At 71.1% G+C, this 23,276-nt stretch carries 21 protein-coding genes and 1 tRNA gene; 16 read left to right on the top strand and 6 right to left on the bottom strand.

Annotated elements, in window-relative coordinates:
* The first annotated feature begins 92 nt into the window (after window positions 1–92).
* Window positions 93–1,079 (top strand): 4-hydroxythreonine-4-phosphate dehydrogenase PdxA, encoded by a 987-nt coding sequence (gene pdxA / locus G3576_RS19900; RefSeq protein ID WP_328729391.1) that lies wholly within the window; start codon window positions 93–95, stop codon window positions 1,077–1,079.
* Window positions 1,076–1,807 carry a pyridoxine 5'-phosphate synthase gene (locus G3576_RS19895; protein WP_456237349.1) on the top strand — a complete coding sequence of 244 codons (732 nt, stop codon included), beginning with the start codon at window positions 1,076–1,078 and terminating at the stop codon, window positions 1,805–1,807. The genes pdxA and G3576_RS19895 overlap by 4 nt, the downstream gene beginning before the upstream one ends.
* A 6-nt stretch (window positions 1,808–1,813) precedes the next feature.
* On the opposite strand, the gene G3576_RS19890 is transcribed toward G3576_RS19895, so the two are convergent.
* Complete coding sequence (locus G3576_RS19890) at window positions 1,814–2,167, bottom strand: hypothetical protein (protein ID WP_164696181.1); 354 nt, start codon at window positions 2,165–2,167, stop codon at window positions 1,814–1,816.
* 258 nt (window positions 2,168–2,425) lie between these two features.
* Between G3576_RS19890 and G3576_RS19885 the strand changes: the two genes are divergently transcribed.
* Window positions 2,426–3,448 carry a dipeptidase gene (locus tag G3576_RS19885; RefSeq protein ID WP_164696180.1) on the top strand — a complete coding sequence of 341 codons (1,023 nt, stop codon included), beginning with the start codon at window positions 2,426–2,428 and terminating at the stop codon, window positions 3,446–3,448.
* Window positions 3,449–3,602: 154 nt separating this feature from the next.
* Here G3576_RS19885 and G3576_RS19880 read toward each other — a convergent pair whose 3' ends face one another.
* Window positions 3,603–5,963: a xanthine dehydrogenase family protein molybdopterin-binding subunit gene (locus tag G3576_RS19880; protein ID WP_164696179.1), complete on the bottom strand. Its 2,361-nt coding sequence runs from the start codon at window positions 5,961–5,963 to the stop codon at window positions 3,603–3,605.
* A gap of 56 nt (window positions 5,964–6,019) precedes the next feature.
* Entirely contained in the window at window positions 6,020–7,006 is a 987-nt protein-coding gene (locus G3576_RS19875) for an NAD-dependent epimerase/dehydratase family protein (protein WP_164696178.1), read from the bottom strand.
* 74 nt (window positions 7,007–7,080) lie between these two features.
* Here G3576_RS19875 and G3576_RS19870 point away from each other — a divergent pair, with 74 nt between their 5' ends.
* The gene (locus G3576_RS19870) at window positions 7,081–8,268 is read left to right on the top strand and encodes a BaiN/RdsA family NAD(P)/FAD-dependent oxidoreductase (protein WP_164696177.1); all 1,188 of its coding nucleotides are present in this window, start codon (window positions 7,081–7,083) and stop codon (window positions 8,266–8,268) included.
* 133 nt (window positions 8,269–8,401) lie between these two features.
* Here the strand turns inward: G3576_RS19870 and G3576_RS19865 are convergent, their stop codons facing one another.
* Entirely contained in the window at window positions 8,402–8,875 is a 474-nt protein-coding gene (locus tag G3576_RS19865; protein ID WP_164696176.1) for an Lrp/AsnC family transcriptional regulator, read from the bottom strand.
* A 117-nt stretch (window positions 8,876–8,992) separates the two neighbouring features.
* Here G3576_RS19865 and hppD point away from each other — a divergent pair, with 117 nt between their 5' ends.
* From hppD to G3576_RS19840, 5 genes are all read left to right on the top strand, one after another.
* Window positions 8,993–10,099, top strand: a complete 1,107-nt coding sequence (hppD, locus tag G3576_RS19860; RefSeq protein WP_164696175.1) for a 4-hydroxyphenylpyruvate dioxygenase — start codon at window positions 8,993–8,995, stop codon at window positions 10,097–10,099.
* A 118-nt stretch (window positions 10,100–10,217) separates the two neighbouring features.
* Window positions 10,218–11,366, top strand: coding sequence for an acyl-CoA dehydrogenase family protein (locus G3576_RS19855; RefSeq protein WP_164696174.1), 1,149 nt, complete (start codon window positions 10,218–10,220; stop codon window positions 11,364–11,366).
* A 91-nt stretch (window positions 11,367–11,457) separates the two neighbouring features.
* Window positions 11,458–11,742, top strand: a complete 285-nt coding sequence (locus G3576_RS19850; RefSeq protein ID WP_164696173.1) for a hypothetical protein — start codon at window positions 11,458–11,460, stop codon at window positions 11,740–11,742.
* Between the two features lie 75 nt (window positions 11,743–11,817).
* On the top strand, window positions 11,818–13,218 hold the full coding sequence (locus G3576_RS19845; protein WP_164696255.1) for a M20/M25/M40 family metallo-hydrolase: 1,401 nt from the start codon (window positions 11,818–11,820) through the stop codon (window positions 13,216–13,218).
* Window positions 13,219–13,462: 244 nt separating this feature from the next.
* Window positions 13,463–14,005, top strand: coding sequence for an EF-hand domain-containing protein (locus G3576_RS19840; protein WP_164696172.1), 543 nt, complete (start codon window positions 13,463–13,465; stop codon window positions 14,003–14,005).
* Window positions 14,006–14,071: 66 nt separating this feature from the next.
* Here G3576_RS19840 and G3576_RS19835 read toward each other — a convergent pair.
* Window positions 14,072–14,146 (bottom strand) — tRNA-Val (locus G3576_RS19835).
* 99 nt (window positions 14,147–14,245) lie between these two features.
* On the opposite strand from G3576_RS19835, the gene G3576_RS19830 reads away from it, so the two are divergent.
* Window positions 14,246–15,031, top strand: a complete 786-nt coding sequence (locus G3576_RS19830) for a DUF3108 domain-containing protein (protein ID WP_164696171.1) — start codon at window positions 14,246–14,248, stop codon at window positions 15,029–15,031.
* Here G3576_RS19830 and G3576_RS19825 read toward each other — a convergent pair.
* Entirely contained in the window at window positions 15,005–15,655 is a 651-nt protein-coding gene (locus G3576_RS19825; RefSeq protein WP_164696170.1) for an HAD-IA family hydrolase, read from the bottom strand. The genes G3576_RS19830 and G3576_RS19825 overlap by 27 nt on opposite strands.
* A 63-nt stretch (window positions 15,656–15,718) precedes the next feature.
* On the opposite strand from G3576_RS19825, the gene glmU reads away from it, so the two are divergent.
* From glmU to G3576_RS19795, 6 genes are all read left to right on the top strand, one after another.
* Entirely contained in the window at window positions 15,719–17,026 is a 1,308-nt protein-coding gene (gene glmU, locus G3576_RS19820; RefSeq protein WP_164696169.1) for a bifunctional UDP-N-acetylglucosamine diphosphorylase/glucosamine-1-phosphate N-acetyltransferase GlmU, read from the top strand.
* A gap of 57 nt (window positions 17,027–17,083) precedes the next feature.
* Window positions 17,084–18,562: an NADP-dependent succinate-semialdehyde dehydrogenase gene (gabD, locus tag G3576_RS19815; RefSeq protein ID WP_164696168.1), complete on the top strand. Its 1,479-nt coding sequence runs from the start codon at window positions 17,084–17,086 to the stop codon at window positions 18,560–18,562.
* Between the two features lie 13 nt (window positions 18,563–18,575).
* Complete coding sequence (locus tag G3576_RS19810; RefSeq protein ID WP_164696167.1) at window positions 18,576–19,217, top strand: hypothetical protein; 642 nt, start codon at window positions 18,576–18,578, stop codon at window positions 19,215–19,217.
* An 11-nt stretch (window positions 19,218–19,228) separates the two neighbouring features.
* Window positions 19,229–20,605 carry a glutathione-disulfide reductase gene (gene gorA, locus G3576_RS19805; RefSeq protein ID WP_164696166.1) on the top strand — a complete coding sequence of 459 codons (1,377 nt, stop codon included), beginning with the start codon at window positions 19,229–19,231 and terminating at the stop codon, window positions 20,603–20,605.
* Between the two features lie 62 nt (window positions 20,606–20,667).
* Window positions 20,668–22,050, top strand: coding sequence for a class II 3-deoxy-7-phosphoheptulonate synthase (locus G3576_RS19800; RefSeq protein WP_164696165.1), 1,383 nt, complete (start codon window positions 20,668–20,670; stop codon window positions 22,048–22,050).
* 2 nt (window positions 22,051–22,052) lie between these two features.
* Complete coding sequence (locus tag G3576_RS19795) at window positions 22,053–23,228, top strand: beta/alpha barrel domain-containing protein (protein ID WP_164696254.1); 1,176 nt, start codon at window positions 22,053–22,055, stop codon at window positions 23,226–23,228.
* Window positions 23,229–23,276: the final 48 nt, after the last annotated feature.

Below are 23,276 nucleotides of genomic sequence, written 5' to 3'. Positions count from 1 at the left end.
GCCGCGGATCGGGTCGCCGGGGGTGACGGCGGGCGCGCCGGGTGCTTTGAGGCCCTTCACGCCGACGGAGGATGATCGTGCAGGACGGGAGGGTGCAGGGCCCCCCGCTGGCCCTCACCATGGGGGAGCCCGCGGGGATCGGCGGCGAGATCGCGGCCAAGGCCTGGTGGGCGGTGCGCGCCGCGGGGCCGGCCTTCTTCCTGATCGGCGACCCGGCCCTGGTGAAGGACGCCCCCGTGGCGCTGATCGAGGTGCCGGAGCAGGCGGCCGCCGCCTTCCCGCAGGCGCTGCCCGTGCTGCCGCTGCCGCTCGCCGCGCCCGTGCTGCCGGGGGTGCTCAACCCCGCCAATGCCCCCGCCGTCATTGCCTCCATCGAACAGGCGGTGGCCTTCGCCCTGGCCGGGCGCGCGGGCGGCGTCGTGACCAACCCCATCCAGAAATCGGTGCTGACCGCCGCGGGCTTCCCGCATCCCGGGCATACGGAGTTCCTGGGGGAGTTGGCGGGCGATGGCGTGCCGCCCGTGATGATGCTGGCCTGCCCCGGGCTGCGGGTGGTGCCGGTGACCGTCCACCTCTCGCTCCGCGCGGCGCTGGCCACGCTGACCACCGACCTGATCGTGGAGCATGGCCGCATCGTCGCCGCCGCACTCGCCCGGGATTTCGGCCTGGCGCGCCCGCGCCTCGCCATCGCGGGCCTCAACCCCCATGCGGGGGAGGCCGGCACGATGGGGCGCGAGGATATCGAGGTCGTGGCCCCGGCGATCGAGGCGCTGCGCGCGTCAGGGATCGAGGCGCGCGGCCCCTATCCGCCCGACACCCTGTTCACGCCGCGGGCGCGCGCCACCTATGACTGCGTGCTCGGCATGTATCACGACCAGGTCCTGATCCCGATCAAGACGCTCGACATGGATGGCGGCGTGAACGTCACGCTCGGCCTGAAGATCGTCCGCACCAGCCCGGACCACGGCACCGCGCTCGACATCGCCGGCCGCGGCCAGGCGGATGCCGGCAGCCTGGTCGCGGCGCTGCGCATGGCGGCGGAGATCGCCGAGACAAGAGGAAAGGCCACCCGCCCGTGAACCATCTGGTCCTGTCCATCAATGTCGACCACGTGGCGACGCTCCGTAACGCCCGCGGCGGCCACTTCCCCGATCCCGTGGCGGCCGCGCAGGCCTGCATCGAGGCGGGGGCGGAGGGCATCACGATCCATCTGCGGGAGGATCGGCGCCACATCCGCGACCGCGACGTGGAGCGGATGAAGGCCGAGGTCGCGGCGCCCCTCAACCTTGAGATGGCGGCGACTGAGGAGATGGTGGCGATCGCGCTGCGCGTCATGCCGCATGCCGTCTGCCTGGTGCCGGAGAAGCGGCAGGAACTGACCACCGAGGGCGGGCTGGATGTGCTGAACGCCGGCCCCTTCCTGGCGGAGGCGCTGAAGCGCCTCAACGGCGCGGGCATCCGCACCTCGCTCTTCGTGGAGGCCGATGCCGCGCCGATCGAGCGCGCGGCGGCACTCGGCGCGGCCTGCGTCGAACTCCACACGGGCCTCTATGCCGATGCGGCGCCGGACTCGCGCGCGCCGCATCTGGCGCGGCTTCGCGCCGGTGCCGCGGTGGCGGTGGGGGCCGGGCTGCAATGCCACGCCGGCCACGGGCTGGATTATGGCTGCGTCGGCGGCGTCGCCGCGATCCCGGAGGTGACCGAGGTGTCCATCGGCCACTTCCTGATCAGCCAGAGCGTCTTCGAGGGGATCGGCAGTGCCGTCCGCCGCATGCTCGCCCTGATCGACGAGGCGCGCGCGGGTTAGGCGGCGTCAGGCCACCCGACGCTGGTCGGCAAGTTCCGCATTGGCGGCGCGGACGGAGGCCGCCCAGCGCGGCGCCGCGGCCAGGAAGGCATCCAGCTGCTGGACCGACAGTGCTTCCAGGTATTCGGTCGCCGTGGTCGTGCTGGGGTCCCAGCGCAGGGCGAGGTCGGAGACGATGGGCTCCACCGGCCCGGCGGCGTCCAGCTTCAGCGTCACCGCGCGGCGCGCGATGGTGAGGATGCGGGCAGCGGCATCGATGCGCATGCGCTCCGCCAGGCCGTCCCCGGCCAGGTCGGCGATGGATCGCAGCGCGCGGATTTTCGCCGCCTCCGGCTGCCGATCCCTACCCGTATCCGCCATGTCTCGCATTCTCCTGCTATCGAACCGCGCCAGGGGCGACGCGTCGGCCACCGCGGCTCCCCCCGCGGCCTGGAAGGGATGGGGAGGGAGCGTGCTCGATACAAGGCCGGAGCGTACCCGGGCGGTTGCACGACTGCGAAAATCGCAAGGACACCCGCCTGTCGGCCAGTGTGACACCCGAATTGTGTCGAAGAGGTTGACGCTTTCCGTCGCCAGACACAGCCTCGCGCGAAATCCGAAGCGAGTGTGACGACAATGATGAATGACGCCGACGCGGCACGGATCCATGCGGAGACGCTGACGCTCGACACGCATGTGGACATCCCCTGGCCGGCGATGTCGGACCCGGCAACGGCCACCACGCGCTGCGTCGATTTCGGCAAGATGCGTGCCGGCGGGCTGAAGGCCGTGGTCTTCATCGCCTATGTGCCGCAGGGCCCGCTGACGCCCGAAGGCCATGCCGCGGCCAGCGCCCGCGCGGAGGCGATGCTGCTCGCGCTGCGCGGCACGGCGGGCGAGACGCCGATGCGCCGCCGCCTCGTCACCACGCCCGACGAGCTGGAAGCCTGCGCCGAGGCCGGCGACCTTGCCGTGCTGCTGGCGGTCGAGAACGGCTATGCGATGGGGGAGGACCTCTCGCGCCTGGCGCGGTGGCGGGAACTCGGCGCGATCTACCTGACCGTGACGCATGACGGGCACAACGCGCTGTCCGACTCCGCGCGGCCCAAGCCCGCGCTGGGCGATGGGCCGACCCTGCATGGCGGCCTCTCCGCGCTCGGCCGCGCCGCGGTGCGGGAGATGAATTGCGTGGGCCTGATGGTCGATGTATCCCATGTCGCCAAGCCCGCGATGCTGGAGGCCGCGTCGCTCTCCACCACGCCCGTCGTCGCGACCCATGCCTGCTGCCACGAGCTGCGCCCGCATCCCCGCAACCTGGATGTGGAGCAGTTGCGCGCGCTGCGCGATTGCGGCGGGCTGATCCAGATCACGGCGGTGCCGAGCTTCCTGGTGGCGCCGGGGCCGGATGGCCATGCGCGCGCCACCATCCGCGACTATGTCGATCACGTGGACCACGCCGTGCAGCGCATCGGCCTGGACCATGTCGGGCTGTCATCGGATTTCGATGGCGGCGGCGGTTTCCCCGGCTGGATGGATGCCAGCACGACCGGCGCGGTGACGGAGGAGCTGCACCGCCGCGGCTATGGCGCGCGGGAGATCGGCCTGCTGTGGTCGGGGAATTTCCTGCGCGTCTGGCGCAGCGTGCTGCGAGCGGCGGGGTAGGGGGCACAACTCCACAGCCCCCACCCCGACCAGCCTTCGGCCTCGCAGCAGCGCCGCAAGCCCCCGCAAGCGCGGGGGAGGGCGTAATGGCCCCTCCCTCCCCCGCGCTTGCGGGGGAGGGTCGGGGTGGGGGATCACGGCAACTCGGGTGACCTCACCCCGCGTGGATCGCCCGCCACACCCGCTCCGGCGTCGCCGGCATGTCGATGTGCCGCACGCCATGCGCGGAGAGCGCGTCCACGATCGCGTTCATCACCGCCGGCAGCGAGCCGGCGCAGCCGGCCTCCCCGCAGCCCTTGGCGCCGAGCGGGTTGGTCGTCGCCGGCACCGCGTGGCTGACGAAGCCGATATCGGGCAGGTCGCCGGCGCGGGGCAGGGCATAGTCCAGGTAGCTGCCGGTCAGCAGCTGCCCATCCTCGCCGAAGCTGACATTCTCCATCAGCGCCTGGCCGATGCCCTGCGCGATGCCGCCATGCGCCTGGCCCGCGACCAGCAGCGGGTTCACCATGACGCCGAAGTCGTTGACCGTGACGTAGCGATCGACGGTGACGATGCCGGTATCCGGGTCGATCTCCACCTCCGCCACATGGCAGCCATTCGGATAGGCCTGCGGCGCCTGGTCGAAGACGTGGGTGACGTCGAGCGTGTTCGGCACCCCTTCCGGCAGCCCCTTCGCGCCGCGCAGCTTCACGGCCAGGTCCATGATGCCGATGCCGCGGTCGGTGCCCGCGATGCTGAAGCGCCCCTGGCCACCCTCGGCATGCGGCTCGTATTCGATGTCGGAGGGTGCCGCTTCCAGTGCCCAGGCCGCGGCCTCGCGGCCCTTCTCGATCACCAGGGCGGAGGCCTCCAGGATCGCCGCGCCCGACGCCATCATGGACTTCGACCCGCCCGTGCCGCCGCCCGCGATCAGCTGGTCGGAATCGCCCTGCAGCAGCCGCACCTTCTCGAAGGGCACGCCGAGGCTCTGGTGCAGCACCTGCGCGAAGGCGCTCCAATGGCCCTGGCCGTAGTCGAGCGTGCCGGTGATGATCGTCACCGTGCCCTCTTCGTCGAAGCGGATGCCGCCCTGTTCCTTGGTCGGCGGCGCGGTGCACTCAAGAAAATTGCCGATGCCGCGCCCGCGCAGCATGCCCCGCGCCTCGCTCGCCGCCTTGCGCGCGGCGTAGCCGGGCAGGTCGGCTTCCTGCAGCGTGCGTTCCAGCACGGCGGTGAAGTCGCCGCCGTCATAGACGCTGCCGGAGGCCGCGGAATAGGGGAACTGGTCGGGCCGGATGTGGTTGCGGCGGCGGATCTCCACCGCATCGATCCCCATCTCCACCGCGGCGGCTTCGATCAGCCGCTCCATGAAGTAGTTGCCTTCCGGCCGCCCGGCGCCGCGATAGGCGGAGACGGGCGTGGTGTTCGTCACCAGGCTGCGGGTGGAAACCTCGATCAGCGGCGTGCGGTAGTTGGACTGCACGTTCTTCATGAAGTTCGCCGTGCCCATCAGCGGCGCGACGGGCGAGAGGAAGGCGCCCATGTTCGCGAAGCTGGTCAGCCGCACCGCGAGGAAATGGCCGTCCTTGTCCAGCGCCAGCTCGGCCTCGACCTCATGGTCCCGGCCATGCTGGTCCGACAGGAAGCTGCCGCTGCGCTCATCCGTCCACTTCACGGGATGGCCGAGTTCCTTCGCGGCATGCAGCAGGCAGGCATATTCGGGATAGGCGTTCGCCTTCATGCCGAAGCTGCCGCCGACATTGCCGGTCAGCACGCGGACCTTGTCGGTCGGGACCTTCAGGATCTCGTTGGCCAGCTGGTTGCGCAGGCCGAAGACGCCCTGGCAGCCCACCCGCAGCACGTAGCGGCCATCCTCGAAGGACCCGATCGCGCTGCGCGGTTCCATCGCGCAGACGACGATGCGGTTGTTGCGGATGGAGAGCTTGGTGACATGGGCGGCTTCGGAGAATGCGCGGGCCACCGCCTCGCGGTCGCCGTGCCGAAAATCCAGCACCTCATTGCCCGGGATGTCGTCGTAAAGCTGCGGCGCATCCGGCGCGGCGGCGGCGGAGGCGAGCGTCACGGCGGGCAGTGCATCGATGTCGAGTTCGACGGCCTCCGCCGCATCCTTCGCCTCGGCCTTGGTGGTGGCGACGACGAAGGCCACGGGATCGCCGACATAGCGGACGCGGTCGGTCGCCAGCGGCAGGCGCTGCGTGCTGCGCAGCGGCGTGCCATCCGCGTTCTTCAGCGGCATGGCGCATTTCATCGGGCCGAAGCCGGCGGAGACGAGATCCGCCCCGGTCCAGACGCCCGCCACGCCCGGCATGGCGCGGGCCGCCGTGGTGTCGATGCCGCGGATCACGCCATGGGCATAGGGGCTGCGGACCATGACGGCCCAGAGCTGGCCGGGGAGGGCGATGTCATCGGTATAGCGGCCGCGGCCGGTCAGCAGGGTCGGGTCCTCGGCGCGGGGGACGGGCTGGCCGATGCCGAATTTCAGGCGGGTGGGATCGAAGGGGAGGGTATCGGGCATGGGCATCCTCGCGAGCGTCACAGGGGAGGTAAGCGTGATCGCAACCCCGGGAAGGGTCAGGCAGCGGCAATCCAGGCGGCATAATCGGCATAGGCGGCTTCCGGCGCAAAGCGCGGCGCCCAGCCGAGGCCGCGCGCCCGGCCGATATGCATCACGCCACGAGGGCGGATTTCCGGAAAGGTGATGCCCGGTGTTTCGCCAGCCGCAGCGCGCCGCCAGCGGAATCCGGGCAGGGCCCGCGCCATCTCGGCACAGCAGCCGTCGAGATGCGGCGCCCAGTCGCGGCCGGAGGCCAGGTTGAAGACGCGATGCGCCGGCGCCTCCGCCTCCATCAGCGCCAGCAGCCCGGCCGCGAGGTCCCGCACATAGACCCAGTCATAGCCATGCACGGTCGCGGGCAGCACGGCCTCCCGCCCTTCCCGAGCGGCGGTGGCGATGGCGAGGTGCGGGCTCAGCGTGTCCCGCACCCCTGTATCGCGCTCCCACGGCCCGAAGGTGGCGCCGATGCGCGCGGCGACGGCATCGAGCCCCCACTGCCCGGCAAGCCGCAGCCCGGCGCGCTCCACCGCGTATTTCGTCACGCCGTAGAGGCTAATCGGCACGCAGGGCGTCGTCGCCTCGTCCAGCAGCGCATGGTCATAGGCGGCCTCGCCATAGACGGCGGCGGAGGAGGGCAGCACCACGCGCTTCACGCCCCCGGCATCCCGCGCCGCCTCCAGCGTCGCGATCAGGCCCTTGAGGTTCACATCGATGATGGCGCCAGGGACGGAGGCCTCCCGCGCCGGGCCCGCCGTGATGGCGGCGAAGGGGAAGATGCGGTCGATGCGGTGGGCGGCGAACAGCGCCTTGAGCGCCGATGCGTCCATCACGTCGCCCTGCACCAGGGTCAGCTGGCCCGGCAGCCTGGCGAAGGCGGTGGCGGCGGCCGGCGGCAGCGCCTCCTCCCGCCCGAAGGCCACGACCGACTCGCCCCGGCCGAGCAGCGCCTCCAGCAGGTTCAGCCCGACGAAGCCGGCACCGCCGGTGACCAGGACAGACGCCATCGAACCCTCCGAACCAGGTCAGCCGATCTGACCTGCCTCTGGATAACCCGGCTCATCCCGGTCAGAAAGCCGGCATGACCCCCGATATCATCGTCATCGGCGCCGGCCCCGCGGGCCTGATGGCGGCCGAAACCCTCGCCCAGGCCGGGCTTCGCGTCGTGGTGCATGACCAGATGCCCTCGGTCGGGCGGAAATTCCTGATGGCCGGGCGGGGCGGGCTGAACCTGACGCATTCGGAACCGCTGGAGCCCTTCCTCGCGCGCTATGCGCCGGCGGCGGCGCCGCTGCTGGACGCCGTGCGCGCCTTCCCGCCGGCCGCGCTGATCGCCTGGTGCGAGGGACTCGGCATCCCGACCCTGGTCGGCAGCAGCGGCCGCGTCTTCCCGCAGGGCATGAAGGCCTCACCGTTGCTGCGCGCCTGGCTGCGGCGGCTGGCGGCGATGGGCGTGGAGGTGCGGCCGCGCAGCCGCTGGCTCGGCCGCGATGCCGATGGCGGATGGCGCTTCTCGACCGAGGAATCGGCGCTGCATCCGAAGGCCGTCGTGCTGGCGCTGGGCGGCGCCTCCTGGCCGCGGCTCGGCAGCGATGGCGCCTGGCCGGCGCTGCTGCCCGGCGTGCCGGTCCTGCCCTTCGCGCCTTCCAACATGGGGGTGACGCTGCCCTGGTCTGCGCCCCTGCTGGCGAAGCATGAGGGTGCGGCGGTGAAGCGGATCGCGATCACCTTCGAAGGCGCCACCGCCCGTGGGGATGCGGTGGTGACGCGCGACGGGCTGGAGGGCGGCGCCATCTATGCGCTGTCCGGCCCGATCCGGGATGCGGTGGCGCGGGACGGCTTTGCGATGCTCTCCATCGACCTCCGCCCGGATCTGACCGCGGCGTCGGTCGCGGAGAAGCTGGGCGCGCGGGGGCGGGCCGAATCGGTCTCCACCATGCTGCGCAAGGCCGCCGGCCTGTCGCCCGTCGCGATCGGCCTGGTGCAGGAAGCGCTGCATGCGGGTGGCGCGGGGCGGGGCGACCTCGCCGCGCTGGTGAAGGCGCTGCCGCTCCGCGTCACCGGCGTCTCGGGCCTGGCGCGCGCCATCTCCTCCGCCGGCGGCCTGGCCTGGGAGGCGCTGGACGAGAACTTCATGCTGAAGGCGATGCCCGGCACCTTCGCCTGCGGCGAGATGCTGGACTGGGAGGCCCCGACCGGCGGCTACCTGCTGCAAGGCTGCTTCGCCACCGGCGTCGCGGCGGCGAAGGGCGTGCTGGCGCGCCTTTAGCCGGCAAGGTCAGCGCAGGCGGGATGGCGGCCGGGCGGCGCCGCGGCTTTGCCGCGGCAACGCAGTGCAACCGTGGAGGACCGGCACCAATCCGGGGTCCCCGCAAAACTGCGAAGCGGTTTTGTGGGGCGTTCTACAGGGGTAGCGCGCCGGGTGGCTTGAGGGCCGTCAGCACGAAGGAACTCCGCGTCTCCTTCACCCCCGGCATGCGCAGCAGCGCCTTCAGCGCGAACTCTGCATAGGCGTCGAAATCTGCCGCCATGACATGCAGCATGTAGTCCATGCCGCCGCTCATGGCGTAGGCCGCGATCACCTCCTCCCGCGCCGCCAGGGCCTTGTGGAAGGCGGAAGCGACATCCTCCGCGTGGGACGACAGCGCCACCTGCACGAAGGCCTGGATGGGCAGGCCGACGCGGGCCGGGTCGACCACCGCGGCGTAGCGGGCGATCACGCCCGTCTCCTCCAGCCGCTTGATACGCCGCAGGCAGGGGGTGGCGGAAAGCCCCACCTGCTCCGCGATCGCGGTCACGGCCATGCGGCCATCGCGCTGCAGGGCGCGCAGGATGCGGCGATCCGTCGCATCCAGCTCGATGGTGGATTTCGCCATCTCAGGGCCATCCTTGAGTGAAAAGCTGCGCTGGCCCGCATCCTGGCAGCAAATCCAGCGGGATTCACCCCTTTCCCCGCCCTACCATGATGGCATCCCAAGCGAGGAAGCCGAACCATGGACATCCCCCCCGATCGCACCGCCTATGCTGGCGAGATCTCCGACGCCAACCCGATGGGCACGGATGGCTTCGAATTCGTGGAGTTCACGGGGCCGGATACCGCGGCGCTGGAATCCCTCTTCACCCGCATGGGCTTCGCCGCCGTGGCGAAGCACCGGTCCAAGGCCGTCACGCTGTGGCGCCAGGGGGACATCAACTTCATCCTGAACGCGGAGCCCGAGAGCTTCGCGCAATCCTTCGCCCGCGTGCACGGCCCCTGCGCCTGCGCCATGGCCTTCCGCGTGGCCGACGCCGCCGCGGCCTACCAGCGCGCCATCGCGCTCGGCGCGAAGCCGGTGACGCACCGCGTGGGCCCGATGGAACTCAACATCCCGGCCATCGAGGGCATCGGCGGATCGCTGCTCTATTTCGTCGATCGCTACGGCCCGCGCGGCACGATCTATGACGTCGATTTCCGCTGGACCGGCGCCCCGAACCCGGCGCCGAAGGGCCAGGGCCTCACGGTCATCGACCACCTCACCCACAACGTGCATCGCGGCCGCATGGATGTCTGGTGGCAGTTCTACGCGAAGCTCTTCAACTTCCAGGAAATCCGCTACTTCGACATCGAGGGGAAGCTGACGGGCCTCAAGTCCCGCGCGCTCACCTCCCCCTGCGGCCAGATCCGGATCCCGATCAACGAAAGCAGCGACGACAAGTCGCAGATCGAGGAATACCTCCGCGTCTACAATGGCGAGGGCATCCAGCACGTCGCACTCGGCACCACCGACATCCATGCGAGCGTCGAAGGCATGCGCGGCGGCGGCATCCGCTTCCTCGACACGCCGGAGACCTATTATGAGCTGCTGCCCGGCCGCATCCCGTCCACGGCGGCGGATATCGATCGCCTCCGCCGCAACCGCGTCCTCGTCGATGGCGCGCCGACGCCGGAAGGCGGGCGCCTGCTGCAGATCTTCACCGAGAACGTCATCGGCCCGATCTTCTTCGAGCTGATCAAGCGCGAAGGCGACCAGGGCTTCGGCGAGGGGAACTTCCGCGCGCTGTTCGAGAGCATCGAGCTCGACCAGATCCGCCGCGGCGTGCTGAAGGCGGACGCGGCCTGACGGGACGCAGGGGGACGCCGTCCCCCTGCAACCCCCTGCCAGGGGCGAGACGCCCCTGGACCGTCGGGGGATGGGCGTGGCGGGCGGGGGCGGCCATAGTCGCGGGGGAGGAACCGCCATGTCCGACAGCCTGTTCGAGCTGCCCGAAGCCACCCGCGAACTGCGCGACACCGCACTCGCCTTCGCGGCCGATCGCCTGGCGCCCCATGCCCTCGAATGGGACGAGAAACGGCACCTGCCCCTGGACGTGCTGCGGGAAGCGGCCGCGCTCGGCATGGCCGGGCTCTACGTCCGTGAGGAATCGGGCGGCGCCGGCCTCACGCGGCTCGACGCGGCGGTGGTGTTCGAGGCGCTGGCGACGGGCTGCCCCACCATCTCGGCCTTCCTCTCAATCCACAACATGGTCGCCTGGATGATCGACCGCTACGGCAGCGACGCGCAGCGCGCGGCATGGCTGCCCTCGCTCCTCACCATGGAACACATCGCCAGCTACTGCCTGACGGAGCCCGCCGCCGGCAGCGATGCGGCGGCGCTGGCCACGCGCGCCACGCGGGACAACCAGGGCTATGCCCTCAACGGGACCAAGCAGTTCATCAGCGGCGCAGGCGTCTCCGACCTCTATCTCGTGATGGCGCGGAGCGGCGGCGCGGGGGCGGGCGGCGTCTCCGCCTTCCTGGTGCCGAAGGACACGCAAGGCCTCTCCTTCGGGGCGAACGAGAAGAAGATGGGCTGGAACGCCCAGCCGACCCGCCAGGTGATCCTTGAGGAGGCACGCATCCCCGCCGATGCGCTGCTGGGCGAGGAAGGTCAGGGCTTCCGCTACGCCATGAGCGGCCTCGATGGCGGCCGCCTCAACATCGCCGCCTGCTCGGTCGGCGGCGCCCAGGCGGCGATCGACAAGGCGCTGGCCTATGTCCGCGACCGCCGCGCCTTCGGGCAGGAAATCGCCCGCTTCCAGGCGACGCAGTTCCGCCTGGCCGACATGGCGACGGAGCTGGAGGCGGCGCGCACCCTGATGTGGCGCGCCTGCGCCAAGCTCGATGCCGGCGCGCCGGACGCCACCGCCTTCTGCGCCATGGCCAAGCGCTTCGCGACCGATACCGGCTTCCGCGTGGCGGATGAGGCGCTGCAGCTCCTCGGCGGCTATGGCTACCTCGCGGATTACGGGATCGAGAAGATCGTGCGGGACCTTCGCGTCCATCGCATCCTGGAAGGCACCAACGAGATCATGCGCCTGATCATCGCCCGCTCCATGCTGGGCCGCTGACCCCCGCGGCTTAGTGCTGGCTTGGCCGAGGGCGCTGTTCTATCCTGGCGCGATGATCGTGCGGTCCTTTATTGTCGCGCTGGTTGTGGTGATGCCGGCTGGCGCCCAGCCGCTGCGCAGCATGGTCGTGCCGGCGGATGAGGTAGTGGTGGTCGCCCCGCGCGGCCAGGCATTGCCCCGGCCCGCGGCCCCGGTCCGCGTCCCGCCGCCGCCCCCGCCCCCGGTCGTCGTCCCGCCGCCTGCCGTGGTCCTGCCGGCCGGCCCGGGCCTCGGCGCCTTCCTGCCCGCCCTGTTGCCGGTGGCCGGCGCGGTGCTGCTGGGCGCGACCAGCCCGGGTTCCGGCGGCGGCACCGGCGCGCCCGCCAGCACGCGGTAAAGGGGCCTCGCTGGACCCGTCCGGCCGGCTGGGCCATCCTCCCGGCCTCTTCACCACTCGGAACTGATCATCGTGATGGGCACACGCGGCGGGGCCATCGGGCGCGCTTTGACCTTCTTCGACGAGGGGGGGTTCGAGCAGTTACTCCGCTCCCTCGTCGCCATCCCCTCCACCTCGCAGGAGCCGGAATCGGCCCCCGCCCTTGATGCCTACCTGGCGCAGACGATGGAGCCCTGGCTGAAGCGCCTCGGCTTCGCCGTCTCCATCCACCCGAACCCGCTGCCGGGCTTCGGCCCCATCCTGATGGGCGCGCGGATCGAGGATCCCGCCCTGCCGACCGTCCTCCTCTACGGGCATGGCGACACGGTCCGCGGCCTGGCCGACCAGTGGCGCGAGGGCCTCGACCCCTGGACCGTCACGACCGAGGATGGCCGCTGGTACGGCCGCGGCACCGCCGACAACAAGGGCCAGCATGCGCTGAACATCGCGGCGCTGGAGGCGGTGCTGGCGGAACGCGGCGGGCGGCTCGGCGCCAACATCAAGCTGGTGATCGAGACGGCGGAGGAACGCGGCTCCAAGGGCCTGCGCGAATTCGTCGCCGCCCATGCATCGGAACTCTCGGCCGATGCGCTGATCGCCTCCGACGGCCCCCGCGTGGAGCCCGGCGTGCCGACCATCGCGACCGGCACGCGCGGCACCTTCCATTTCGACCTGGCGGTGCGGCTGCGCGCGGGCGGCGTGCATTCCGGCCATTGGGGCGGGCTGACGACCGACCCCGCCATCATCCTCGCCCATGCGCTCTCCACCATCATGGACCGGGAGGGGAAGATCCTGGTGCGGGACTGGCTGCCGAAGAACGGCGTGCCGGCCGCGGTGAAGGGCGTGCTGGATGGCTGCCCGGTGGGCGGCGGCGACGGCGCGGCCACGATCGATGCGGGCTGGGGCGAGCCCAATTTGACCGCGGCCGAGAAGATCTATGGCTGGAACAGCTTCATCGTCCTCGCAATGACCTCCGGCCGCCCGGACAATCCGGTGAATGCGGTGGCGCCCGATGCCCGCGCGCATTGCCAGATCCGCTACACCGTGGACAGCGACCCGGCCGATTTCCTGCCCGCGCTGCGCGCGCATCTCGATGCGCATGGGCTGCGGGAGGTTGCGATCGAGAACCCGGGCATCCGCATGCCCGCCAGCCGCACGGCGCCGGACCATCCCTGGGTGCGCTGGGCGCATGAATCGCTGATGCGCACCCTGGACAAGCCGGTGCAGATCATCCCGAACAGCTCCGGCGGCCTGCCGGGCGATGTCTTCGTGGACCATCTCGGCGTGCCGCTGGTCTGGGTGCCGCACAGCTACAATGGCTGCAAGCAGCACGGGCCCGATGAGCACCTGCTGATCGCCGCGGCGCGGGAAGGCATCGCGGGCTTCGCGGGGATGTGGTGGGACCTGGGCGAGGGGGGCACGCCACCCCGAGGCTGAACGGCTTGGCGGCCGCCTCAGGCGGCCGAGGCCGCGAATGCGGCCCGCCGGTAGTCCGTCACGCCGGAGGCGTGCCTTCGGCACGACGAGCCAAGCGCGCGGAGCGCGCGCCCGGCGCCTGAGGGCTGATAAGCCGGTTACCGTTCCTCACGCACCGACACCCCGCCGGACACGCCCCTGTTTCAAGCCATGCCCATCTTCCTCCTCGTACCGGCGTTAGGCCGGCAACAAGGAGAACTGGACCATGGCATCGAAGACGAAGATCGGCCTGCTGGCCGGCGCGGCGCTCATCCTGGCGGCCGGCGCGCTGCCCGTCCTGGCGCAGCCCGCGCCGGGCGCTGGCGGCCCGCCCCCGGGCGGTGGCCGCGGCTTCGCGGTGGGGGAGGCCTTCGCCCGCGCCGACGCCAACAATGATGGCCGCGTGACGCTGGAGGAAGGCCGCGCCTGGCTCGCCGGACGTTTCCAGGAAGTGGACGCCAACCGCGATGGCGGTGTCTCGCTGGAGGAGTTCAAGGCCTACGCGCAGGCCCGCATGGGCGGGCGGGCGCCGTCACCGCGGGCGGAACAGCATGGCGCCGCCATGTTCCGCGCTGTGGACGCGAATGGCGATGGCCGCGTGACGCTGCAGGAGATCTCCCCCTTCGCGGAGGCGATGTTCCGGGCGCGTGACACGAACGCCGATGGCGCGCTGACCCGGGAGGAGGTGCGGCCGGAGCATCGCGGCCCGCGCCACCACCATGCGGGCCCTGGCGAGCGCCGCGGCCCGGGCGCGCCGCCGGCCAACTGAGCGTAACCTGGGGAAGCCCTTCGGGGCTTCCCTGCCACGCCATCGATGTGAGGAACCCTGGGGGAATGGTGGGCGCGACAGGGATTGAACCTGTGACCCTTCGCGTGTGAAGCGAATGCTCTCCCGCTGAGCTACGCGCCCATCCCCGGGTGCGGCTGGATAGGGCGACGGGGTGGGGGGTGTCAAGCGCCCGGCAAGTTGATGCTTGGCATCCGCGCCGCGCCGCCGATATGGGGCCTCATGCGCCACATCCTGCCTGCTGCCGCCGCCATCCTCGCCGCGCTGCCCGCCACGGCGCAGCCGCTTCGCGCGACCTATGAGGTGCATGCGGCCGGCATGGTCGTGCTGACCATGGAGGCGGAGATGGAGGTCACGCCGGGCGGCTATCGCCTGGCCACCGCCATCCGCACCCGCGGCATCGCCGCCGTCTTCGCGCCCGGGGAGCAGGTGACGCGCGTCGCCGGCGCCTGGCAGGGCGCCCTGGCCACGCCGGCCTCCTACGTCTCGGAAGGTGCCTGGCGCGGCCGGCCACGGCGCACGGCGCTGGATTGGCGCGGCGGCGAGCCGGTGGTGCGGGAGATGGTGCCCCCGAATGCCGAGGAGCGGGAGGAAGTGCCCGCCGAGCTCCAGCGCGGCACCGTCGATGCGCTCTCCGCCCTCGCGCAGCTGTCCCGCGCCATCGCGGCGACGGGGCGCTGCGACGGCCAGGCCGCCGTCTTCGATGGCCGCCGTCGCAGCGACTACACCAGCCGCAGCGCCGGCTGGGAACGCATCTTCCCCTCCCGCAATGCCTGGCATGGGGATGCGCTGCGCTGCGGCTTCGAGGCGCGGGTGGTCGCGGGCTTCCGCAAGGATGGCAGCGGCGATGAAGGCCGTCCGACGCCTGGCACCGCCTGGGTAGCATCCCCCTTTGCCGGCGCGCCGCCCATCCCGGTGCGGGTCGAGATGCCGTCCCGCTGGTTCGGCACCGCCACGGCGGTGCTGCTGAAGGCGGAACCGCTAGGCCAGCAGGCCCGTGCGCAGTAGCGGCAGCAGGTCGGCCGGCGTCGCGGCCACCGGCGCGCCCGCGGCCATGCTGACCGGCCCATAGCCCCAACCCGCGAAGATCACCGGCAGCCCGGCACCGGTGCCGGCGGCGACGTCGTTGTGGTGGTCGCCGATCATGATGGCGTCCCGTGCCTCGCCGCCCGCGTCCCGCAGCGTCGCCAGCAGATGGGCGGGATCGGGCTTGCGGACGGGGTAGGAATCGCCGCCGCCGATGGCGTCGAAATAGTGGTCGATGCCGAGCCCGGCCAGCAGCGTCCGGGCGGGTGCAACCGGCTTGTTGGTGCAGACCGCCATCCGCCAGCCCTCGGCCTTCAGCGTGGCCAGGACCTCCGCGATCCCGTCGAAGGCGGCGGTCTCCACCATTGCGTTGGCGCCGTAATCCTCCAGGAACCACGCCAGCGCCGCCGGGTCGAAGGGCTGGCCACGGGCGGCGAGGGCGCGTTCCACCAGCACCTTGGCGCCATCGCCGATCATGGCGACCACCTCCGCCCGCACGAAGCCCGGCAGGCCGCGCAGCGCCATCAGCCGGTCGAGCGAGGCATGGAGGTCCGGCGCGCTGTCCACCAGCGTGCCATCGAGGTCGAAGACGGCGATGCGTGTCATGCCCGCCCTCCTACGGTCGGGGCGAGGGTTGCGGAAGGGGGCGTGGCGGGATTACGCGTGGACATGCCCAGCACCGCCCTGATCCTCGCCGCCGGCCTCGGCACCCGCATGCGGTCCCGCCTGCCGAAGGCGCTGCACCCCATCGCGGGGCGCCCCATGGTCCAGCATTTGCTGGCCGCCGCGACGCAGGTCTTCGACCGGGCGGTGGTGGTGGTGGGACCGGACATGCCGGGGCTCGAGAAGGCCGTGGCACCCCATGCCACGGTGGTGCAGGCGGAACGCCTCGGCACCGGGCACGCGGCCTTGCAGGCGGCGGGGCTGCTGGACGGGGCCGAGGGTGATGTCGCGGTGCTCTACGCCGACAATCCGCTGATCACGGTGGAGACGCTGCGGCGCCTGGTCGCGGCGCGGCAGGAAGCGGGGCTGGCGCTGGTCGCCATGCGTCCCGCCAATCCGGGCGCCTATGGCCGCGTGGTCACCAATGCCGCCGGCGATGTGGAGCGCATCGTCGAATGGGCGGATGCGACGGAGGCCGAGCGCGCCATCCCCCTCTGCAATGCCGGCGTGGTCTGCGCCCCGGCGAAGGACCTCTTCGCCTGGCTCCGCGCCGTGCGGAACGACAATGCCAAGGGCGAATACTACCTGACCGATGTCGTGGCCCTCGCCGTCGCGGCCGGCCGCCGCGTGGTCGCGGTGGAATCGCCGGAGGCGGAGCTGCGCGGCATCAACAGCCGGGCGGAGCTGGCGGGGGCGGAGGCGGAGGCGCAGCAGGCGATGCGCGCCGCCGCCATGGCCGGTGGCGCCACCCTCATCCAGCCCGAAAGCGTCGTGCTGTCCTGGGACACGCGCATCGGCCAGGACGTCACCATCGGCCCGAACGTCGTCTTCGGCCCCGGCGTCACGGTGGAGGACAATGTCGAGATCCGCGCCTTCAGCCACCTCGAGGGCTGCGTGGTGAAGTCGGGTGCCGTCATCGGCCCCTTCGCCCGGCTCCGCCCCGGCACGCTGGTGGAGAATGACGCGCATGTCGGCAATTTCGTGGAACTCAAGGCCGCAGTGCTCGGCCGCGGCGCCAAGGCCAACCACCTGAGCTATCTCGGCGATGCCGAGATCGGCGCGGGCGCCAACATCGGCGCCGGCACCATCACCTGCAATTACGATGGCGTGAACAAGCACCGCACCGTCATCGGCGCGGGCGCCTTTATCGGCTCCGACAGCGCGCTGGTCGCGCCCGTCACCATCGGGGACCGCGCCCTGGTTGCCGCCGGCAGCGTGGTGGTCGAGGATGTGCCCGCCGACGCCATGGCGCTGGCGCGGGGCCGCCAGGTCAACAAGCCCGGCCGCGGCTTCAAGGGCAAGCAGCCACGCTGAAAATGCAGGGCGCCGCGCCTATCTGACGCGCTTGGGGAAGGGACGAAGGAACACACCATGCTCGACGTCACAGCCAGCCTGCCGCTGAAGGACCCCGACCTGTTCCGCCAGGCCAATCTCATCGGCGGGCAGTGGGTCCAGGCCGATAGCGGCAAGACCATCGCGGTGCGCAACCCCGCGACCGGGGAGGTGGTGGGCCATGTCCCCGCCATGGGCGCCGCGGAGACCCGCCGCGCCATCGATGCCGCCGCCGCCGCGCTCGGCGCCTGGCGCGCCATGCTGGCCAAGGAACGCGCCGCGATCCTCCGCAAGCTCAACGACCTGATGCTCGCCAATGCCGATGACCTCGCCGCGATCATGACGGCGGAGCAGGGCAAGCCGCTGGCGGAAGCGAAGGGGGAGGTCGCCTACGCCGCTTCCTTCATCGAATGGTTCGCGGAGGAAGCGAAGCGGATCTACGGCGACACCATCCCGCAGAACGCGAAGGGCCGCCGCGTGCTGGTGCTGAAGGAGCCGATCGGCGTCTTCGCCGCCATCACCCCCTGGAACTTCCCGGCCGCGATGATCACCCGCAAGGCCGGCCCCGGCTGGGCCGCGGGCTGCACCGGCGTGATCCGCCCGGCCTCCCAGACCCCCTTCTCGGCGCTGGCGCTGGCCGTGCTGGCGGAACGCGCGGGCATGCCGGCCGGCGTCTGCAACGTCATCACCGGCCCGTCCGGCGAGACGGGAGGCGAGCTGACCTCCAACCCGCTGGTGCGCAAGCTGTCCTTCACCGGGTCCACGGAAGTCGGCCGCAAGCTGCTGGCGCAATGCGCGCCGACCATCAAGAAGACCTCGATGGAACTCGGCGGCAACGCGCCCTTCATCGTCTTCGACGACGCCGACCTCGATGCCGCGGTGCAGGGCGCCATGGCGTCGAAGTACCGCAACACCGGCCAGACCTGCGTCTGCGCCAACCGCATCCTGGTGCAGGACGGCGTCTATGACGCCTTCGCGGCCAAGCTGAAGACGGCGGTCGAGGGTCTGCGCGTCGGCAACGGCATGGAAGCCGGCGTGACCCAGGGCCCGCTGATCAATGCCGATGCGGTCGCGAAGGTGGAGGAGCACATCGCCGACGCCACCGCGAAGGGCGCCACCATCGTCACCGGCGGCAAGCGCCACGCGAAGGGCGGCAATTTCTTCGAGCCCACAATCCTCGCCAACGTGCCCCCCGAGGCCATCGTCTTCCGCGAGGAGACCTTCGGCCCCGTGGCACCGCTCTTCCGCTTCAAGACGGAGGAGGAGGCGATCGCGCTCGCCAATGACAGCGAGTTCGGCCTGGCCGCCTATTTCTATGCCCGCGACATCGGCCGCATCTTCCGCGTCTCGGAAGCGCTGGAGGCCGGCATCATCGGCGCCAATGAAGGCATCATCTCCACCGAAGTGGCACCCTTCGGCGGCGTGAAGCAGAGCGGCCTCGGGCGCGAGGGCAGCAAATACGGGATCGAGGACTACCTCGAGATCAAGTACCTCGCGCTCGGCGGCATCGGGACCTGAGGGGCTGGGCGCCGTGATCCGGAACTGGATCGCGGCGCTGCCGCCGGGGCCGCAGCGCTGGCTTCTGCTGGTGGGGCTGCTGGCCTATCCCTATGGCCTGGCGCTGACGTTCCTGCGGTTCGTGCATGAGGGCGCGGCAGCCGCCTGGGTGGCGCCGAGCCTGCCGGCGATCCAGGAATTGCTGCCCCTGGCCTCCGTGATCCTGGCCGGGCATGCGGCGCAGGGCGATCCTGTGCCGGGCATGGTGAATGCCCACCTGCTGGCGGTCGGCCATCTCTCGGGTCTGGCGCTGGGCTTGCTGTTCATCGCTCGGGTGGCGGCCAAGCCTGCAAAGGCGGCGCTGAACTTCCGCCAAAGCGTGGCAACCTCGCCCCAGACATGGGCGCGGCGGATCAGGCCCTGGGCGATGGCCTTGTTCGGCGTGGTGTTCAGCCTGGCGGTCCTGTGGTCGCTCTCGCTCGATACCGGCGGGTTGCGGGCCGATGGCGGGTTCAAGTTCCGTGCCTCGGCGGGGCTGCCTGGATTGATGCTGGTCGCCTTCGCTCAGATTGCCTGGCTCATGCTGGCGGGCGGCGCGGCCATGCTGGTGGTCTGGATCAAGCGCCGGGACAGTGCCATCTCTGGGCCGAGCGCGGGGCCACCCGCCGGCATCTGAAGGGCACGCCCATGGCCTATGATTTCGACCTCTTCGTCATCGGCGGCGGCTCCGCCGGCGTGCGCTGCGCGCGCATCTCGGCGGGCCATGGCGCGCGGGTCGGGATCGCGGAGGAGCGCTTCTGGGGCGGCACCTGCGTCAATGTCGGCTGCGTGCCGAAGAAGATCATGGTGAACGCCGCGGAATACGGCATGTGGGCGGAAGACGCCGCCGCCTTCGGCTGGTCCGTCACCACCGAAGGGCACGACTGGGCGAAGCTGGCGCAGGCGCGGGACGCGGAGGTCGCGCGCCTGTCCAGCATCTACGACAAGCTGCTGCAGGGCGCCGGCGCCACCATCTTCAACGCCCGCGCGACGCTGGTCGATGCCCACACCATCCAGGTCGGCGACCAGCGCGTGACGGCGGAGCGCATCGTCATCGCGACCGGCGGCCAGGCCGTCCGGCCCGACATCCAGGGCGCGGAGATCGGCCTGATCTCCGACGACCTCTTCACCCTGCCCGAACTGCCGAAGCGCGTGGTGGTGGTGGGCGGCGGCTACATCGCCCTCGAATTCGCCTGCATCCTGAAGGGGCTGGGGGCGGAGGTCGATGTCATGTACCGCGCGGCGCTGCCGCTGCGCGGCTTCGACGAGGATATCCGCCAGGCGCTGGTGGAGGCGATGACGGCGCAGGGCATCCGCCTCAACGCCAATGCCGCGCCGACCTCGCTCGCCCGCGTCGATGGCCAGGTGATCGTCACCGCCGCCGACAACATGATGCGGGAAGCCGATGCGGTGTTCTTCTGCACGGGCCGCAAGCCCTACACCGCGAAGCTCGGGCTGGAAGCGGCCGGGGTGGCGGTGGACAAGGACGGCGCCATCATCGTCGATGACGACCACCGGACCAGCCAGCCGCACATCTACGCCATCGGCGACGTGATCGACCGGGTGAACCTGACCCCCATGGCGACCGCGGTCGGCCATGCGCTGGCGGATACGCTGTTCGGCAACAAGCCCCGCCGCGCCTCCTACCGCAACGTGCCGACGGCCGTCTTCACCTCGCCCCCCATCGGCACCGTCGGCCTTTCGGAGGCCGAGGCCGCCGCCGAGGGCCCGGTCGACATCTACGTCACCCGCTTCACCCCCATGCGGCACACGATCAGCCGCCGCCAGGGCCGCCGGACACTCATGAAGCTCATCGTCTGCCAGCGGACGGACAAGGTGCTGGGTGCGCACATGATCGGGGAGGATGCCGCCGAGATCATGCAAGGCATTGGAATCGCGGTGGTCATGGGCGCGACCAAGGCCGATTTCGACCGCACCATCGGCATCCACCCGACCGCGGCGGAGGAGTTCGTGACGCTCCGCACGCGCACCCGCGAAGCCGGGGTCAAGGCGGCGGCCGAGTAGTCACGTTTTGCGAAAGCCGGGGCTGCCGCTACAGTCCCTGGTTCGGAGTGGAGCCCAGGAACATGAGTGCGCGCGCGTGGACCCCGGACGGCTGGCGGGCGATGCCCATCCGGCAGGTGCCGGAATATCCCGACCAGGCCCGGCTGAAGGCCATGGAGGAGAAGGTCCGGCGATTTCCCCCCCTCGTTTTTGCAGGCGAGGCTGATCGGCTGAAGGCCCAGCTGGCGCGTGCGGGCGATGGGAACGCCTTCGTCCTCCAGGGCGGCGATTGCGCGGAGAGCTTCGCGGAATTCCACGCCAACAACATCCGCGACACCTTCCGGGTGCTGCTGCAGATGGCGGTGGTGCTGACCTTCGGCGCCTCCCTGCCTGTGGTGAAGCTCGGCCGCATGGCCGGGCAGTTCGCCAAGCCGCGCAGCAGCGATACGGAGACGGTGGACGGCATCACGCTGCCCTCCTACCGCGGCGACATCGTCAACGGCCCCGACTTCACGGCCGAGGCCCGCGTGCCCGATCCCGGCCGCATGGAATTCGCCTATCTCCAGTCGGCGGCGACGCTGAACCTGCTGCGCGCCTTCGCGACCGGCGGCTATGCGGACCTGCATGAGGTCCATCGCTGGAACCTCGACTTCGCCGCGCGCAGCCCGCTGGCCGACCGCTACGCCGGCCTCGCGCACCGGATCGACGAGACGCTGCGCTTCATGGGCGCCTGCGGGATGTCCGACCTGCCGCAGGTGCGGGAGACGGAATTCTATACCTCCCACGAAGCGCTGCTGCTGCCCTTCGAGGAATCGCTCACCCGCCAGCCCAGCACGCATCCGGGGCGGCATTTCGCCTGCTCCGCGCACTTCCTCTGGATCGGCGACCGCACGCGGCAGCCGGATGGCGCGCATGTCGAATTCATGCGCGGCATCGCCAACCCGATCGGCATGAAGGTCGGGCCGAGCATGGAGGCCGATGAGCTGGTGAAGCTCACGGAGATCCTGAACCCGGCGAACGAGAAGGGGCGCCTCACCCTCATCTCCCGCATGGGGGCGGAGAAGGTGGAAGCCAAGCTGCCCGGCCTGCTGCGCGCGGTGAAGCGGGCCGGCCGCAACGTGGTCTGGCTCTGCGATCCCATGCATGGCAACGGCGTGAAGGCCGGCGCCTACAAGACGCGGAGCTTCGACGCCATCCTCGGCGAGGTGCGCGGCTTCTTCGACTGCCATGCGGCGGAGGGCACGGTGCCCGGCGGCGTGCATGTGGAGATGACGGGCCAGAACGTGACGGAGTGCCTGGGCGGCGCGCATCGCCTGACCGAGGCCGACCTCTCCGCCAACTACGCCACCTTCTGCGACCCGCGCCTGAACGCCGAGCAGTCGCTGGAACTGGCCTTCCTGATCGCGGAGGAGCTGAAGGCGCGGCGCCCCGGCACCGCCACCCTGCCGGCCAAGGCCGCGCAGTGAGCGTGATCAAGCCGGGGGCGGAAACCCCGTCCCCGGCCGAGGACGCCGTCCAGGCCTGGACCGACACCTATTTCAACCGGACCAAGGCCGTCGTCGCCCGCTTCGGGGATTGCCGCGTCACCTATGCGGTGTTCCTCCGGCGGCCGGTGATCTCCGCCCCGCGCCTGGCCACCGCCTGGCTGGAAGCGGTGGCGCAGGCGCGCGGCACCCGCTTCGACATCGAGCTGATGCACCGGGAGGGTGACTGGGTCGGCGCGGGCGACCCGATCTTCTACCTCTCCGGCTCCTTCGTACAGCTCGCGGACCTCGAGACGCTGCTGCTGCAGAAGCTCGGTGCCGCCTGCGTCGCGGCGCATAACGCCTACCAGATGTGCCTCGAACTGCCGGGCGTGCCCTTCCTCGCCATGGATGCTCGGCACTGCGCGGGGGCGGAGATGCAGGAGATGATGGCCTATGCGGCCGCCATCGGCAGCAACGCCGCCAAGCGGGAAGGGGCCAAGGGCTTCATCGGCAATGCCAATGACGCGACGGCGCATTGGTTCGGCGCGGCGCGGGGGCTCGGCACCATGCCGCATGCCCTGATCGGCTATGCCGGCACCACCGTGCGCGCGGCCGAGATGTTCCACGAGACGTTTCCGGACAGCGACCTGACGGTGCTGGTCGACTACTTCGGGCGGGAGGTGACGGATGCGCTCGCGGTCTGCGCGCGCTTTCCCGAACTGGCCGCGGCGGGGCGGCTCGCCGTGCGGCTCGACACCCATGGCGGGCGGTTCCTGGAGGGGCTGGACCCCGGCGAGAGCTATGCCGTCCTCGAACGTCACGCCCCCCAGGCCGTGCGGCGCTATCGCAGCGAGACGGAGTTGCGCCACCTGGTCGGCACCGGCGTTTCCGCCGCCGCGGTCTGGCGGATGCGGGAGGCGCTGGACGAGGCTGGCTACCCCAAGGTGCGGATCGTCGTCTCCTCCGGCTTCGGCGTCGGCAAGTGCCGCGTGGTGGCGGAGGCCAAGGCCCCGATCGACGTGGTCGGCACCGGCAGCTTCATCCCGGAGGCCTGGAGCGAGACCTACGCCACGGCCGACATCGTCGAATATGACGGCGCGCCGCGGGTGAAGGTCGGCCGCGAATTCCTGCTGCGCCGCAATGGTGCGCGCAAGCGCAACGGCGACGGCCACGCCTGACCTCACGACGGTCCAGGGCCGTCACGGCCCTGGCATGGGGGGTACGGG

Source organism: Falsiroseomonas algicola, from assembly GCF_011040385.1.
GTDB classification, from domain to species: domain Bacteria; phylum Pseudomonadota; class Alphaproteobacteria; order Acetobacterales; family Acetobacteraceae; genus Falsiroseomonas; species Falsiroseomonas algicola.
Note: the sequence above shows the minus strand (reverse complement) of the source record. Positions and strands in the feature narration are given on the sequence as shown.

Coding starts and splice junctions, on each gene's coding strand:
- G3576_RS19890 (WP_164696181.1), bottom strand. CDS start 2,167: ATGGCGGATACGGGTAGGGATCGGCAGCCGGAGGCGGCGAAAATCCGC.
- G3576_RS19885 (WP_164696180.1), top strand. CDS start 2,426: ATGAATGACGCCGACGCGGCACGGATCCATGCGGAGACGCTGACGCTC.
- G3576_RS19880 (WP_164696179.1), bottom strand. CDS start 5,963: ATGCCCGATACCCTCCCCTTCGATCCCACCCGCCTGAAATTCGGCATC.
- G3576_RS19875 (WP_164696178.1), bottom strand. CDS start 7,006: ATGGCGTCTGTCCTGGTCACCGGCGGTGCCGGCTTCGTCGGGCTGAAC.
- G3576_RS19870 (WP_164696177.1), top strand. CDS start 7,081: ATGACCCCCGATATCATCGTCATCGGCGCCGGCCCCGCGGGCCTGATG.
- G3576_RS19865 (WP_164696176.1), bottom strand. CDS start 8,875: ATGGCGAAATCCACCATCGAGCTGGATGCGACGGATCGCCGCATCCTG.
- hppD (WP_164696175.1), top strand. CDS start 8,993: ATGGACATCCCCCCCGATCGCACCGCCTATGCTGGCGAGATCTCCGAC.
- G3576_RS19855 (WP_164696174.1), top strand. CDS start 10,218: ATGTCCGACAGCCTGTTCGAGCTGCCCGAAGCCACCCGCGAACTGCGC.
- G3576_RS19850 (WP_164696173.1), top strand. CDS start 11,458: ATGCCGGCTGGCGCCCAGCCGCTGCGCAGCATGGTCGTGCCGGCGGAT.
- G3576_RS19845 (WP_164696255.1), top strand. CDS start 11,818: ATGGGCACACGCGGCGGGGCCATCGGGCGCGCTTTGACCTTCTTCGAC.
- G3576_RS19840 (WP_164696172.1), top strand. CDS start 13,463: ATGGCATCGAAGACGAAGATCGGCCTGCTGGCCGGCGCGGCGCTCATC.
- G3576_RS19830 (WP_164696171.1), top strand. CDS start 14,246: ATGCGCCACATCCTGCCTGCTGCCGCCGCCATCCTCGCCGCGCTGCCC.
- G3576_RS19825 (WP_164696170.1), bottom strand. CDS start 15,655: ATGACACGCATCGCCGTCTTCGACCTCGATGGCACGCTGGTGGACAGC.
- glmU (WP_164696169.1), top strand. CDS start 15,719: ATGCCCAGCACCGCCCTGATCCTCGCCGCCGGCCTCGGCACCCGCATG.
- gabD (WP_164696168.1), top strand. CDS start 17,084: ATGCTCGACGTCACAGCCAGCCTGCCGCTGAAGGACCCCGACCTGTTC.
- gorA (WP_164696166.1), top strand. CDS start 19,229: ATGGCCTATGATTTCGACCTCTTCGTCATCGGCGGCGGCTCCGCCGGC.
- G3576_RS19800 (WP_164696165.1), top strand. CDS start 20,668: ATGAGTGCGCGCGCGTGGACCCCGGACGGCTGGCGGGCGATGCCCATC.